A 12608-nucleotide genomic window follows, 5' to 3' on the forward strand; every position below is an offset into this window, starting at 1 on the left:
ATAAATTAAGATGTTCGGGATGGACATTTTTCAGATTACATAATCGGTGCTTTGCCCGTCAACAGCTGAACGGCCTCATCCAGCTGGAGGTTGATGGAATAAGGAGCATACACCACCCACGAATTCCAATCAATGACATGCACGCGCCCATGGCGTACGGCAGGATGACGCTGCCAGCGCGGATCGGCTGCAAGCTGCTGCAGCACCGTTGCGCGGCCCTGCATGGAGGTGATGGCTACGATCAAGATGTCCGCTTCAAGGCCATCCCATTCGCCGGGGGTAAAGGGCAACCAGTTGAAGCCGACGCCCGTCGGTTTGCCTGCCAGTTCAGCCCGGATTCGATCGGGCGGCGTCAAATGCAGGCTGCGGTAGAACACATGGCCGAAATTGCGGTTGCTGTACATTCGCGGTCCTTTGTCCGTCAAGGTGCAGACGGCTACGGCAGCCTGTCCCCACGTCTCCCGGATGCGTTTGCGGGCGCGCTCCGCCTTGCGGTCATGACGTTCGAGCCATTCCTTTGCGGCATGTTCACGGTCCATGATGCCGGCTATCGTTTGCAGATGGCCGAACATGTCCGTTTTGTTCCAGGGAATGGTGATGATCGGCGCGATGTCCCCGATATGTTCCAGCGCTTTGGCCGCAGCATTGTCCTTGGTCAGAATTAGGTCGGGCTTGACGTCAAGGAAGGCCTGGCGTCCTTGTTCCCAAGGCTCGTGAGCATGGAACGGCAGGGTTAGCGATTTGGGCAAATGGGGCAGCTGCCCCTGGATTTGCGCCGCACAGGGAGTGATGCCGAGCGTTATCAAATGATCCGTATATGGATAAGACAGGGAGACGACGTTTCGATGCACTTGTTTGACATAGATGGTCGGTGCGAATCCCGAGTGGCTGCGGAAGCGGCGGCTGAAATAAAATTCGTCCCGGTATCCGACGCTGCGCGCAACGTCCCGAATGCGCAGGTCCGAGGTCAGCATGAGCTCTTTGGCACGATTCATCCGCAGATGGGTCAGGTATTCAATAGGGTTTTTATGCATCCGGCTTTTGAACAGCTGGGAGTAATACGATGGATGCATGCCTGCAATGTCGGCCAGTTTCTCCAATTTGATCTCGTGCATGTAATGATCTCGCATGTACTGCATCGTGGCATGGAGCCAAGCATCCGGTTGTTCCTGATCGTGAGCAGGGGCATCCGATTCTTCCTGGGCCCACAGCATGCATAACAGATCGGTGATCAGCCGTTGGCGTTTGAATTCACCCAGTTCGGCATTTTCCGCCAATTGGGAGGCGATGCGCTGTATGCCGTAAAAAGGACCCCGAATCCAGCCTTTTACCGGAAAATCGGACTCCCGCTCGTAAGTGCGCCTTGCATCCGTCTTTTCGATTGCACGGAACAGATCGAAAGCAAGCACGAATATCTCTAGTTCTTGGTCCGCATCGCCGATCAGCTTCAGAGGGGCTCCCGGGGGGCAGAGGTAAGCCGATTTGCGGGCGACCGATTTTTCCGCGCCATCCACGATCAGCTTGCCTGAAAATTTATGCAGATAAATGAAAACATGCCGTTCCGGGAAAGGATTGCTCCAATCGATGCCGGAGTCGTTCGCGATGCGTACCGCTTGGCGAAGTTCGATCAGGGCATTGGCCAGGAATGCGTCCAGATCGGGTTGAACCAAGGCTTCCGGCGTACTCTTCGATTCGGTGTGCCGTCTGGATGCATGTGACGAATGGGAAACGGAAACGGCCAATCCGGAGGAATCAGCTCCTAAAGAATCAGGTTGGTTAGTAAACATGAGCGAATCCTCCTCTCGAAAAATGGATGAAAGCCGATTATAGGGAACGCAACCGCATATCGGAAGTGAACCATTGCCTGTATGTCAGCAAACTTAGAATGATGCTGGTAATCGCGGCGGAGCTGGTAAAGGCAAACACGATCAAAATCTGATACCGTACTGCTTCAACAGGGTCGGCGCCGGCAATGATCATGCCTGTCATCATGCCGGGAAGCTGAACGAGACCAACGGTTTTCATGCCGTCGATGGTTGGAATCATGCTTGCTTTGACCGCACGCTTCAGCACGTCCTGGAAAGCACGTCTGGGGGCAGCTCCAAGAGCGAGCAGCGTTTCGATTTCGCCTTTGGACGTCTCGACTTCGCGTTTCATCTGGTTCAAGAACAGTCCTGCAACCACCATCGCATTGCCGATGGTCATGCCGCTGAGCGGAATGATGTATTGCGGCGTCGGCTCCACGATGTGCAGGCCAAGCAGCAGTCCCATCATAAGCATTTCCGTCACGGCGAGCGAAATGGCAATATGCAGGCCGACCCGTCGCAGTCCTTTGCCGCGTTTGGCAGCATTGAACGAGGCGACCATAATCATGAAAGCGACGATGGCCACGATGAGGATCGGATGATCGGTATTGAATATGAATTGCAGCACATAACCGACAAGCAGCAGTTGAACGGCCGAACGAACCGTGCCCACGGCAATGTCGCGTTCGAGCCCGAGCTTTTGCCATACGGAGACGAGCATGGTAATCATGATAAACACAACCGTGAAGCTTAATGCAAAGATGGACATAAGTGCACCACTCCTTAATCTGCCTTCAGGGCGGAATCGGATTGTGAAAGGTATTGCCGGGCAGGCTCGGTTTCCGGCGCGGCAAAGAATCGGGTCGTGGTCTGGCGCTCCAGCAGCGTGTGATTGCCCATGAACCAGACGGTGTCGCTGAAGGAGCGGGCTTGTTCCTGGTCATGGGTGATCCATACCAGCGAAGTTCCTTCCTGCTTGCTCCACCTTGTGAGCTGAGCTTCCACGAGCTTTGCGTTGACCAGGTCCAGAGACGCCGTAACCTCGTCCAGCAAAAGGATTTCGGGACGCAGCAGCAAGGAGCGGATCAGCGCGACGCGCTGCTTTTCCCCGCCCGACAGATCACCGGCCCGCTTGTGCAGATCAAGCCCGGCAAGCCCCATGCCGGCCAGCAGCTCGACGGCGAGTTCTTTTTCATACGGTTTGCGATGCAGCAGATGCACGGTTTTCAAATTATCCTCCACGCTGCCTGCGAGCATTACCGGTTGCTGCGCGACATACGTCATGCGCATGCGCCAGTTTCGGGGATCGGAGGCGCGATAGGAGATGCCATTATACAACATGTCGCCTTCGCTGGGCGCGTCTAGCAGGCCGAGGATGCGAAGCAGCGTGCTTTTCCCTTGACCGGAAGCGCCCAGTACAGCGATCCGTTCGCCTTGATCGATCGCGGCCTCAACGCTGCTGAACAGAAGGCGCTGCTCTTCGGTGCCGATCACTTTGGCCAACTGATGGATGGATACTAATGTAGACAAGCCGCATACGCCCTTTCCAACATGATGTTAATCATCTTAGCAAAAATGATGAGCAATGAAAATCGCCGTCCGTGACGGCTTCGGAAAGCAACTGCAACAAAAGGTTGTTTTTGGTAAGATAAAGGGGAGTCGTCTTCGACTTGTGCCATAAGGGGTGGAATCATAATGTTGAACATCCGTATTTCGATGATCCATGACAAGGAGGATATATCATGACAGACACGGCCGGACGAAATCAAGTAAATTGGGGCATTATGGGTACAGGCTGGATTGCTTCCCAATTTGCGAAAGATCTTGCCCATGCGGGAAATGCGGCGAAATATGCCGTGGCTTCGCGCTCGGAGGAAAGTGCAGCCCGATTTGCGGGAGAGCATGGATTTGAACGCAGTTATGGTTCGTACAACGAAATGCTGCAGGACCCGGAACTGGATATCGTTTATGTCGCGACGCCGCATCCGTTTCATAAAGAAAACGTGCTCGCCTGCCTGGAAGCCGGAAAAGCGGTGTTGTGCGAGAAGCCGTTCACGATGAATGCCCGCCAACTGGAGCAGCTGGTTGAAACGGCGCGGGAGAACAAGCTTTTTCTCATGGAAGGCATGTGGACCCGTTTCCTGCCGCCCGTTGTACAGGCTAAACAATGGATTGCCGAAGGGAAGATCGGCGAGGTACGCCTCGTAAAGGCTGATTTTGGTTTCCGGATCGGCTGGGAACCGGAGAGCAGGCTGCTTAATCCGGATTTGGGCGGAGGCGCTTTGCTGGACGCCGGCGTGTATCCGGTTTCATTTGCGTCGATGATTTTTGGAGAGCAGCCACAGAATGTGTGGAGCACGGCCCATATCGGCGAAACCGGCGTGGACGAGCAGTTCTCGGTGTTGTTGTCCTACCCGGGCGGGCGCTCGGCTTCGCTGAATGGCGCGGTGCGGCTCAACCTGAGCAATGAAGCGGTCATTTACGGTACCGAGGGTTACATTCGTTTGCCATTCTTCCTTGCAGGCAAAGAGGCCTATTTGCACCAGAACGGTCAGGACGAACCGAAAACGTTTAAAGATGATCGGACTTGCATCGGTTATGCTTTCGAGGCTGAGGAAGCCGGTCGCTGCATCTTGGAAGGGCGCACGGAGAGCACGGTCATCCCGCTGGAAGAATCGCTGGAAATCATGAAGCTGATGGATACCATTCGCGGTCAATGGGGATTACGTTATAAATTTGAGTAAATGTCGGGTGCGAAGTGCACGCAGACGGTAGTCATGAGTTTTGAAATGAGTGCTGGGGTTGCTCCATTTTTTTGAAGTGGACGCAGTTCCAGCACTTGTTTTATAAATCAGAGCTCTAGCGAACCTCAGACACTTTATTTTGCAGATTTTCAATGATGAAAATGGCTAACGAACCTCAGACACCTTATTGGAGACAAAATGAGCAATTCGGACCCGAATTCCGGTAAATAGGGTGTCTAAAGTTCGTTAGAAATAATGTTGGCGAAATGCGGTCAAATAAGATGCGTCAGGTTTGTTAGAATATACAACGTTTATAGGAAAGGGCTGGAGTGACCACTTATGTCATTCCAGCCCCATTTTGTTTAATTGCGCAGCAGATTTAGATCAAATTCGGGAACAAGCCCTTCCTTCATGGCCCGCCCAAGCAGGGCAGTGATCGCGCCGTAACCGTCCTCGCCCAGGTTGGCGCTGAACTCGTTCACGTACAGGGCGATATGCTGGGCAGCGACGTCGGGGTCCATCTCCTGGGCGTGCTCCATGACGTATGCCTTGGATGCCTCCGGATTGGCCCAGGCATATTCGACGGAAGCACGAGCCCATCCGGCCAAGGCTTGCACATCCATGCCGCGGCGCGCAATGATGGCGCCGAGCGGAATCGGCAGGCCTGTATCGCTCTCCCACCAGCTGCCGAGGTCTGTCATCAGTTTCAGCCCGTACGTTGGATACGTGAAGCGGGCTTCGTGGATGACGAGGCCGGCATCGATCTGGCCGTCGCGGACTGCAGGCATGATCTGGTCGAACGGCATGACGACGATTTCGCCGACGCCGCCGGGAACATTCTGTGCCGCCCATAACCGGAACAACAAGTAGGCCGTTGATTTTTCGCTCGGAACGGCAACGCGGCGTCCGGACAAGTAGGCCGGATCGGTTGTTCCGTTTGCGGTCAGCACGAGCGGTCCGCAGCCTCGGCCAAGCGCGCCTCCGGCAGGCAGCAGGGCATATTCGTTCAGCACGTATGGCAGCGCGGCGTAGGAAATTTTCAATACGTCCGGGCCGCCTGGATTGGCAGCCAGACCGTTGGTGATGTCGATGTCGGCATAGCGGACGTCCAGCTCGGGCGCGCCCGGAATCAGGCCATGCACCCAGGCATGGAAAATGAATGTGTCATTGGGACAAGGGGAAAAAGCGATTTTCATGATGTAAGTACCTCCCTGAGAATGGAACTGGCGGTTTGGAGCGCATCCAGGGCATCCTTGATGCGCCATGCGTCGCGGTCGCGCGGGCCGACCGCGTTGGAAATGCCGCGCAGCTCGAGCACGGGGATGCCGAACCGCGCGGCCGCCGTAGCCACGCCGAAGCCCTCCATGCCTTCGGCGGCGGCATCCGGCACGCGGCGCAGCAGCTCCGCGGCCATTTCGGCCGTTCCGGTCGCCGTGGACACGGTGACCGCGGTGCCGCCGCTGGCCGCGTGCCCCGCACGCTCCAGCGCCTGGCGCAGCCGGGCGGCGAGCGCAGCGTCCGCCGCCACCATGGACGAGCCGAATCCGAGCTCGTCCACGCTGAGGAAGCCGTCTGGCGTCTGCGAGCCCAGATCGGCTGCAACGATGGCGTCGGCTACCACGAGGGAGCCGACGGCGGCCCGGCCGGGAAAGCCCCCGCCGATGCCCGCGCTAACCACCAGCGCATAGGGCGCCGGTGGGTTAGCGGTTCCGGCCGGGCTGCCCGGTCCGGGCACTGCTGCCGCGGCCGGCGAAGCATAGGCCAGCGCAGCGGCAGTGCCCGCTGCGGCGGAGGCGGGGCCGACCCCCGCAGCGATCACTTCGAAGCGCGCGGCGGCGTTGTCGCCCAGACCGCGCAGCACGGCATCCTTTTCCGCGTCGACGGCGGTGACGATTAATACGCGGGGCACGGAAGCGCCTGGTGCTTGAGCGGTTTGTCCTATATGAGTCGAAGCTTCATTTGACGAATTCATCGATGGTTCTCCCTTTTAGACTGAAATAGTCGTATTTGGACAGTACACGTCATGCCGGAGTGCATGTCCTCTACTCCATATTAACGGAATCCAAAAGCGGAGAACAACCTTGAAGCGTATGAAATTCCATGGAATTCTGCCAATCGCCGCAAATTGCGAACCTGGTCAAAGTAAAATGTTATGTTACTTTATTCATATTCAATCTTAAAAATAACGCGATTCCGATGAGAAGTCAAAAGTTAAGGTTGACATACTGTATGGGGTGTACTAATAATAATAGTACAGTTAATACACTTGAATCGTATCCATCCAATCCGGCTCTGAATTCGGCAGCAGCATTGGGTGTAGGTGTATTACCTATTTCAGAGAGGAGGTGCGGGATGTTCGAATTGGATGTGCGCAGCCGTAAGGCGATCTATGAACAGCTGGTCGATAAATTCAAAGAAATGATCGTATACGGCGTTCTCAAACCCGATGAGCAGCTTCCTTCCGTGCGCAGTCTGTCGACCGAACTGACGGTGAATCCGAATACGGTCCAGAAGGCTTACCGGGAGCTGGAACGCGAAGGTTTCATATACTCATTGCAGGGAAAAGGGAGCTTCGTATCATCGTCCGTGGAACATCCGAATACAGCCATGAGGGATGAAATCAGAGCGTCTTTGGTAAAACTGATCGCCGAAGCCAGCTATGCGGGCTTGACCAAGGCGGATATTGCGCTTCTATTCCAGGAGGCCATGGCCCGGATTGAAAAGGGGGAGCCGAATGATTGAACTGAATCAGGTCATCAAGGCATTCGAGCATGAGAAGGCCGTTGATGGCGTAACGATGCAGGTACATAAAGGATCGATCTACGGATTGCTCGGTTCCAACGGCGCAGGCAAAACATCCCTGCTTAAAATTCTGGCAGGCATTTATCGCCAGGATCACGGTACGGTCCGGATCGACGGCAGGGAGATTTATGAGAATCTGGACCTGAAGGATCGCGTCATCTTTATGGCGGATGCTCCCTATTTCTTTCCCCAGTCTTCGATTATGCAGATGGCTTCCTTCTACCGCAGCGCGTATCCGCGTTGGAACGAGGAGCGCTTCGAACAGCTCGGCCATGTATTCAAACTGGACAGGAAACGCAAGCTGCACCGCATGTCCAAAGGCATGCGCCGCCAGGCCGCTGTCTGGCTCGGACTCAGCTGCATGCCTGACGTTCTCCTCATGGACGAACCGATCGACGGACTTGATCCGGTCATGCGGCAGCAGATCAAAAACCTGTTGTTCCAGGAAGCTGCGGAGCGTCAGGTGACCATACTGATTTCATCCCACAATTTGCGCGAAATCGAGGACCTGTGCGACCATGTTGCCATCATGCACAAAGGCCGCATCATCGTGGAACGCGATTTGGACGACCTCAAGGCCGACACGCACAAAATACAGGTGGCTTTCCGCGATCCGGCACATGCCGATGCGCTTGACGGGCAGCTGGAGATTTTGCACGAAGAGAAACGCGGCAGCGTCTCGCTGTTTATCGTCAAGGGGAATCGCGACGAAGTGACGGCCAGCTTTCGGGCGTTCGAGCCGTATCTGCTGGATGTGCTGCCCTTGACGCTGGAGGAAATATTCATTTATGAAATGGAGGATGCGGGGTATGACATTCAACCGATTGTACTTTAACCGGGGCATCCTGATCCAAAATTTCAGGCAGCACGGCTGGATCGGCATTTTATATCTGTTTGCGCTGCTGTTTGCCGTGCCGCTTCATATTGCCACGGAATACAGGGAGGTGCCGCAGGAGATCGCAAGCCTTTTCCTGGTCAATGGCGAGGCGCAGCTGTTATTTGCGATCACTTTTCCGGTTGTTGCCGGACTGTTTATTTTCCGGTATCTGCAATCCGGTGGACCGGCGGATCTGTTCCACAGCCTGCCTTTGCGCCGCGAGCATCTGCTTACGGTCAATCTGTTCAGCGGGTTCATCCTGCTTCTGGTGCCGATCTGGTTGACCGTGGGCATAACAGGGTTGGTGTGGGCCGCGCAGGCGGAACCGGCGTTTATTTTTGGCGCTGCAGAGATATGGATGTGGGGCCTGAGCATGACGATTTATACCCTGTTCATGTTCATGTTGACCGTAGCGATCGGCATGTGCATCGGGCAAACGGTCCTGCAAGGCCTTACGGTATATGCCATTTTGTTGCTGCCCGTCGTCGTTTGGGGCGTTTTCGAACTTCATTTGCAGCATTATCTGCTTGGTTTTCCGAGCGAAGCCATCGGACGTTACGCCGAAAAAATATCGCTTGTGACACGGGTGGCTTCGATCAGCAGCGTTCCCCCGTACACGATTGAACTGACGATATACGGAATTCTGACCGTTATATTCATTTTGCTCAGCTACGTGTTATATGCACGCAGGAAAGTTGAATCGGCTACGCAAGCTGTGACGTTCCGAATCGTGAAGCCGGTATTCCGTTTTGGGTTCATGTTCACGCTGGTGCTGATCGGTGGAGCTTACTTTGAAGTGATCTCTCCTGAGGGCTCATCCGGTTGGGGTATCATGGGATACGTTCTAGGCGGTATTGTCGGTTATATTGGAGCCGAAATGATCATTCGCAAAACCTGGTTGATTTGGGACACAAGGCTTCTGCCCCAATTTGCCGTTTACGGCATCGTGGCAGGACTGATTTTGTACGTGCCGGTCGCCGACTGGAACGGTTATGCTTCCAGAGTGCCTGAGCCTGAAAAGGTTCAGAGTGTCAAGCTTGGCGGGGATTATTACGTTTATGTAGACGGCGTGTATCTGAAAAGCGATGACAGCCACTTATACTCCGATAATCCGGAATATATTGGCGCCGTCCTGGCACTTCATGAAAAAATCGTTACGTCGGATCTTCCGCTGCCGGCCAACTCGTCGAGCATGGATCGTCTCCGTGATGAAACGGTGATGATCAATTACCAATTGGATAACGGCAAAACCATGCAGCGCAAATACCAGATTCCCGAAGAGGAATTCAGGCAGGAATTGAAGGCGATCAAAGAGACCGACGAGTATAAACGCGTCGCGTATTCTACCGATTTGCTGGATGGGGACGTGCGAAGCATCGGTTTGAGTTCCAACGTCAGCGGAAACCGCAAGGCCTATATCAGTAATCCCGGACAGATCCGCGAATTCAAGGCCTTGTTGAAGCAGGATGTCCTGAATCAGACTTATGACGATCAGTTAACGCCATGGAGTCCGAAATTCAACGTCGAGGTTTATGCACTGTCCGACGCTGCATCCATAAACCAGCAGGTACCCATGACGTATTATGAAATTAAGCCGAGTTACAAACAAACCATCGAATGGCTGAAGCAGCATGGGCAGTACGAACAACTTGAGGTATCCCCCGATGAAATTTCGTCCGCGCAATTTGTGAAAGAGGAGATCAACAGTCCGGGCAAGTTCAAATGGGTGTATGCAGAGGAAAACTTTATGAATGGAAGTCCCGATGGCAGCAAGCAGGTCGCGACCAATAACAAAAAGATCATCGGCGACTTGCTGGAGCGCCAGCGTTCGGCATTTTATACCGATCAGGACGTCGTCTACCACATCAAGCTGAACGTCGATCGGGGCGAGAGCATCTACATGATGCTCAAACAGGAAGATTTGACCAAGGAAATGAAAGAAATCTTGGCTGAGCAGTAACCCATGAAGGCTCCGGGAAGGGTTCTCCCGGTCATGGGCTGCTCCAACCAGGCTTGACTGCAAGAGTGGTATGGAATATATTAGAAAAAGATGATCGTGATTCGCCGCCAAACAAATATGAAGGCGAATCATGGCAATGAACGGCTTATGGGGAAGCACCCGTATGACACAGGTAGTAATCGCACACCTGTCATGCGGGTGTTTTTTTGTTGTTTAATACTGCCGATTCATTGCAGCTGGAGCAATTCATGCTCCCATTTCAATACTTCTATCGGGGAGGACGAGAGCTAATGAAAACGTTGAACGGGAATGCACGTACGGCTGTATCGAATCATCGCTCAATCAAGGGCAAGGAGGCAGGTAAACCGCGTGTTCGCCGCATGATTACCGTCTGCGCGGCATGGTTTGTGCTGTTTGGCCTGACGATGTTCGTTTGGCCGCCCACCGGTGCCGAGGCTTCGGGGCTTGAGCTGAGCCCGACCTATCAGAAAGCGTGGGACAAAGTGCTTGGGCAAGCGGATGCAAAGACGAGCTCCGCCTTGAAAGAAGCATACGGGCATGCGGGAATGTGGGTAGCCCGGAAACAGGCATGGGAGCAGAAAATCAAGGTGCTCCATGCCGCCAATGCAGCCGAGGCGGATCGGTTGCGTTTGGCAATCCGACAGACGGATGCAGCCAAACTGGACGGACTTCTAAGCGAGGTGAAGCAAACAGAAGCACGTTACGCTCCGATGTTTAAGCTGTATGAAACGCTTAACAAACAGCTTAAGGCAGCCCGTGCGGCAAAGAACAAGGAGTGGACCGCTGCCATCCGGACACAGGTGGAGAGCATGAAACCGGTCGTGCAGCTGGCAAGACAGGACATTCGTGGGAAGAAACAAAAACTGGCTGATGCACGCAAACAAAAAAATGCAAAAATGAAACAGCTGCGAAGCGGGCTTGCGAGCGCCGACACCGTCAAAAAACAGATTCAAACGGCCAAACGGCAGGCAAGCTCTTCCAAGGAACGGTACTCCAGCGCCCTGCAGAGGTTGAAGCAGACGATGAAGACAGGACAGGCTGCCCGAACATTAACCGATGCCAAATCATTGGCCACCGCCGCTGAGAATTGGTCGGGCTCGCAACAGCGGATTCATGAACTGGAGCTGAAGGTGACGGCTGTTTACCAGAAGGTAAAACAGCAGTTAAGTTCTTGAACGATACGCTGCAGAAGGCGAAGCGAAGAAGAACAGATGTGACCGCGGAAACCTAAGGGGCTGCCTGTGCGTAAACAACTTTGAATGTTAAGGAACGCTTCAAGGAATGAATTGGGGTGAAGCTTTTGCAGTCAAAGTTGAAATCGAGTCCACGGGATCGGCCTATGTTTGCAAGGAAAATGCTTTGGCTTCCGGCATTGGTTTTGGCATTGTTCACCGTGGGACTCTGGGCTATGGGACACATCACACCGAAGGTAAATGTTTTGTTGATGAAGTCTGTTATGCGCCTTGCCTCTCCTGACCATGGATTGGATGAACGCTTCATGAAAGGAGCGGGTGTTTCACGCTTGCAAGATGTCGTTTATGGGCAAGAGCATGACAATAGCACGCTCGACGTGTATTATCCAACCGAGGCGAAGAAGCGGCTGCCCATCGTTGTATGGATCCATGGCGGCGGCTGGGTTATGGGGGATAAAGGACAGATTGCCCATTATGCAGCGGAACTGGCGAAACGGGGTCACGTCGTCGTCAGCATGAATTACGCACTGGCGCCCCAAAAAAGATATCCCTCGCCTGTCATGCAGGCCAATCAGGCGCTTGCTTACGTGAAGGAACATGCAGCCGAGTTTCGCGGCGATGCATCCAAACTGTTCTTGGCCGGCAATTCTGCGGGTGCGCAGATCGCCAGCCAGATGGCAGCCGTGATCACGAACCCGTCCTTGGCCAGGTTGATGGATATTCATCCCGCCGTTGATGCGGAACAATTAAGAGGGGTGCTTCTGTACTGCGGTCCGTACAATCTGAGCACGGTCGGCCAAACCGGATTCCCGTTCATGCGCACGTTCCTGTGGTCGTATACGGGCATGAAGGATTACGAGGAATATCCGCGCTTGAACGAGATGTCCGCGGTATTGCAGGTTACGAAGGATTTTCCGCCTGCATTTATTACATCGGGGAATAAGGACCCTTTGACGGTTCAGTCGGTCGAGCTTGCCCAAGTGTTGAAACGGCTGGAAGTGGAGACCGAAACGCTCTTTTTTTCGGCTTCAACGGCCAAGCTGGGCCATGACTATCAATTTGCGCTGGACACGGCCAGCGGCAAACAGGCATTGCACGCCGCAGCGCGGTTTATCGAGAAACATAGCCAATGAATGCGCGGCCTTCGTATAACGTGGGAAACCCGCCATTTTCCGGTATGGAGATGGCGGGTTTCCCATTCTGAGT

At 54.2% G+C, this 12608-nt stretch carries 12 protein-coding genes; 7 read left to right on the top strand and 5 right to left on the bottom strand.

All coding sequences use genetic code 11. From position 1 onward, the window contains the following. Nucleotides 1-35: 35 nt before the first annotated feature. The 3 genes from MKY59_RS05300 to MKY59_RS05310 are packed head-to-tail and all read right to left on the bottom strand — an operon-like array spanning nucleotide 36 to nucleotide 3335. Entirely contained in the window at nucleotides 36-1787 is a 1752-nt protein-coding gene (locus tag MKY59_RS05300; RefSeq protein ID WP_339276408.1) for an AraC family transcriptional regulator, read from the bottom strand. A gap of 37 nt (nucleotides 1788-1824) precedes the next feature. Then, nucleotides 1825-2574: an iron export ABC transporter permease subunit FetB gene (gene fetB, locus MKY59_RS05305; RefSeq protein ID WP_236420180.1), complete on the bottom strand. Its 750-nt coding sequence runs from the start codon at nucleotides 2572-2574 to the stop codon at nucleotides 1825-1827. A gap of 14 nt (nucleotides 2575-2588) precedes the next feature. Further along, on the bottom strand, nucleotides 2589-3335 hold the full coding sequence (locus MKY59_RS05310; RefSeq protein ID WP_236420179.1) for an ATP-binding cassette domain-containing protein: 747 nt from the start codon (nucleotides 3333-3335) through the stop codon (nucleotides 2589-2591). Between the two features lie 212 nt (nucleotides 3336-3547). On the opposite strand from MKY59_RS05310, the gene MKY59_RS05315 reads away from it, so the two are divergent. Beyond that, entirely contained in the window at nucleotides 3548-4549 is a 1002-nt protein-coding gene (locus tag MKY59_RS05315) for a Gfo/Idh/MocA family oxidoreductase (protein WP_339276410.1), read from the top strand. A 362-nt stretch (nucleotides 4550-4911) separates the two neighbouring features. On the opposite strand, the gene MKY59_RS05320 is transcribed toward MKY59_RS05315, so the two are convergent. Further along, nucleotides 4912-5745 carry a 1,4-dihydroxy-6-naphthoate synthase gene (locus MKY59_RS05320; RefSeq protein ID WP_236420177.1) on the bottom strand — a complete coding sequence of 278 codons (834 nt, stop codon included), beginning with the start codon at nucleotides 5743-5745 and terminating at the stop codon, nucleotides 4912-4914. Then, the gene (locus tag MKY59_RS05325) at nucleotides 5742-6521 is read right to left on the bottom strand and encodes a futalosine hydrolase (protein ID WP_339276411.1); all 780 of its coding nucleotides are present in this window, start codon (nucleotides 6519-6521) and stop codon (nucleotides 5742-5744) included. The genes MKY59_RS05320 and MKY59_RS05325 overlap by 4 nt, the downstream gene beginning before the upstream one ends. A 380-nt stretch (nucleotides 6522-6901) precedes the next feature. Here MKY59_RS05325 and MKY59_RS05330 point away from each other — a divergent pair, with 380 nt between their 5' ends. The 6 genes from MKY59_RS05330 (at nucleotide 6902) to MKY59_RS05355 (ending at nucleotide 12535) form a co-directional block, all read left to right on the top strand. Continuing rightward, entirely contained in the window at nucleotides 6902-7291 is a 390-nt protein-coding gene (locus MKY59_RS05330) for a GntR family transcriptional regulator (RefSeq protein ID WP_236420175.1), read from the top strand. Continuing rightward, on the top strand, nucleotides 7284-8186 hold the full coding sequence (locus tag MKY59_RS05335; RefSeq protein ID WP_236420174.1) for an ABC transporter ATP-binding protein: 903 nt from the start codon (nucleotides 7284-7286) through the stop codon (nucleotides 8184-8186). Before MKY59_RS05330 ends, MKY59_RS05335 begins: the two co-directional genes overlap by 8 nt. Next, nucleotides 8161-10188 carry a hypothetical protein gene (locus MKY59_RS05340; protein ID WP_339276413.1) on the top strand — a complete coding sequence of 676 codons (2028 nt, stop codon included), beginning with the start codon at nucleotides 8161-8163 and terminating at the stop codon, nucleotides 10186-10188. Before MKY59_RS05335 ends, MKY59_RS05340 begins: the two co-directional genes overlap by 26 nt. A gap of 290 nt (nucleotides 10189-10478) precedes the next feature. After that, nucleotides 10479-11384 carry a hypothetical protein gene (locus tag MKY59_RS05345; protein ID WP_339276415.1) on the top strand — a complete coding sequence of 302 codons (906 nt, stop codon included), beginning with the start codon at nucleotides 10479-10481 and terminating at the stop codon, nucleotides 11382-11384. 106 nt (nucleotides 11385-11490) lie between these two features. After that, nucleotides 11491-11685: a hypothetical protein gene (locus tag MKY59_RS05350; protein ID WP_339276417.1), complete on the top strand. Its 195-nt coding sequence runs from the start codon at nucleotides 11491-11493 to the stop codon at nucleotides 11683-11685. Nucleotides 11686-11707: 22 nt separating this feature from the next. Next, nucleotides 11708-12535 (top strand): alpha/beta hydrolase, encoded by an 828-nt coding sequence (locus MKY59_RS05355; RefSeq protein ID WP_339276419.1) that lies wholly within the window; start codon nucleotides 11708-11710, stop codon nucleotides 12533-12535. The last annotated feature ends 73 nt before the right edge of the window (nucleotides 12536-12608 follow it).

The organism is Paenibacillus sp. FSL W8-0426, assembly GCF_037969725.1.
In the GTDB taxonomy this organism is placed as follows: Bacteria; Bacillota; Bacilli; order Paenibacillales; family Paenibacillaceae; genus Paenibacillus; species Paenibacillus hubeiensis.

Excerpts from the sequence above, each read along its gene's own strand:
- MKY59_RS05330 (WP_236420175.1), top strand. The coding sequence starts at position 6,902 with ATGTTCGAATTGGATGTGCGCAGCCGTAAGGCGATCTATGAACAGCTG.
- MKY59_RS05335 (WP_236420174.1), top strand. The coding sequence starts at position 7,284 with ATGATTGAACTGAATCAGGTCATCAAGGCATTCGAGCATGAGAAGGCC.
- MKY59_RS05300 (WP_339276408.1), bottom strand. The coding sequence starts at position 1,787 with ATGTTTACTAACCAACCTGATTCTTTAGGAGCTGATTCCTCCGGATTG.
- MKY59_RS05340 (WP_339276413.1), top strand. The coding sequence starts at position 8,161 with ATGACATTCAACCGATTGTACTTTAACCGGGGCATCCTGATCCAAAAT.
- MKY59_RS05325 (WP_339276411.1), bottom strand. The coding sequence starts at position 6,521 with ATGAATTCGTCAAATGAAGCTTCGACTCATATAGGACAAACCGCTCAA.
- MKY59_RS05355 (WP_339276419.1), top strand. The coding sequence starts at position 11,708 with ATGAAAGGAGCGGGTGTTTCACGCTTGCAAGATGTCGTTTATGGGCAA.
- MKY59_RS05315 (WP_339276410.1), top strand. The coding sequence starts at position 3,548 with ATGACAGACACGGCCGGACGAAATCAAGTAAATTGGGGCATTATGGGT.
- MKY59_RS05350 (WP_339276417.1), top strand. The coding sequence starts at position 11,491 with ATGAATTGGGGTGAAGCTTTTGCAGTCAAAGTTGAAATCGAGTCCACG.
- fetB (WP_236420180.1), bottom strand. The coding sequence starts at position 2,574 with ATGTCCATCTTTGCATTAAGCTTCACGGTTGTGTTTATCATGATTACC.
- MKY59_RS05345 (WP_339276415.1), top strand. The coding sequence starts at position 10,479 with ATGAAAACGTTGAACGGGAATGCACGTACGGCTGTATCGAATCATCGC.
- MKY59_RS05320 (WP_236420177.1), bottom strand. The coding sequence starts at position 5,745 with ATGAAAATCGCTTTTTCCCCTTGTCCCAATGACACATTCATTTTCCAT.